Origin of the sequence: Pseudomonas sp. 18058 (assembly GCF_902706155.1) — a bacterium.
GTDB classification, from domain to species: Bacteria; Pseudomonadota; Gammaproteobacteria; order Pseudomonadales; family Pseudomonadaceae; genus Aquipseudomonas; species Aquipseudomonas rustica.
Genome location: NZ_CACSJY010000153.1, coordinates 1 through 411 on the forward strand (window position 1 = coordinate 1; position 411 = coordinate 411).

Here is a 411-nt window from a genome sequence, read left to right on the forward strand (position 1 = left end):
ATCCAGCAATGAGCACGAACTCCCCCGCAGCGGCCGATGCGCAGCATCCCGCGCCCCGCCCCTATACCGCCGAGGAGAAGCGCCACCGCGTCTTCTCGATCATGGCGGCTTCCTCGGGCAACCTCGTCGAATGGTTCGACTTCTACGTGTATGCGTTCGCGGCGCTGTACTTCGCACCGGCGTTCTTCCCGAAATCCGATCCCACGGCGCAGCTGCTGAACACGGCGGGCGTGTTCGCCGCGGGCTTCCTGATGCGCCCCATCGGCGGCTGGCTGTTCGGCCGCATCGCGGACCGCTACGGCCGCAAGACCTCGATGCTGATCTCGGTCACGATGATGTGCGCCGGCTCGCTCGTCATCGCCTGCCTGCCCACGTACGCGGCGATCGGCGCCTGGGCGCCCTTCCTGCTGC

The 411-nt window shown here is 67.6% G+C and carries 1 protein-coding gene; it reads left to right on the forward strand.

The window, feature by feature from the left end; all coding sequences use genetic code 11:
* Positions 1-8 precede the first annotated feature (8 nt).
* Positions 9-411 (forward strand): MFS transporter (locus GVL50_RS28595; RefSeq protein ID WP_159815859.1); only part of this gene is annotated, 403 nt, incomplete at its 3' end.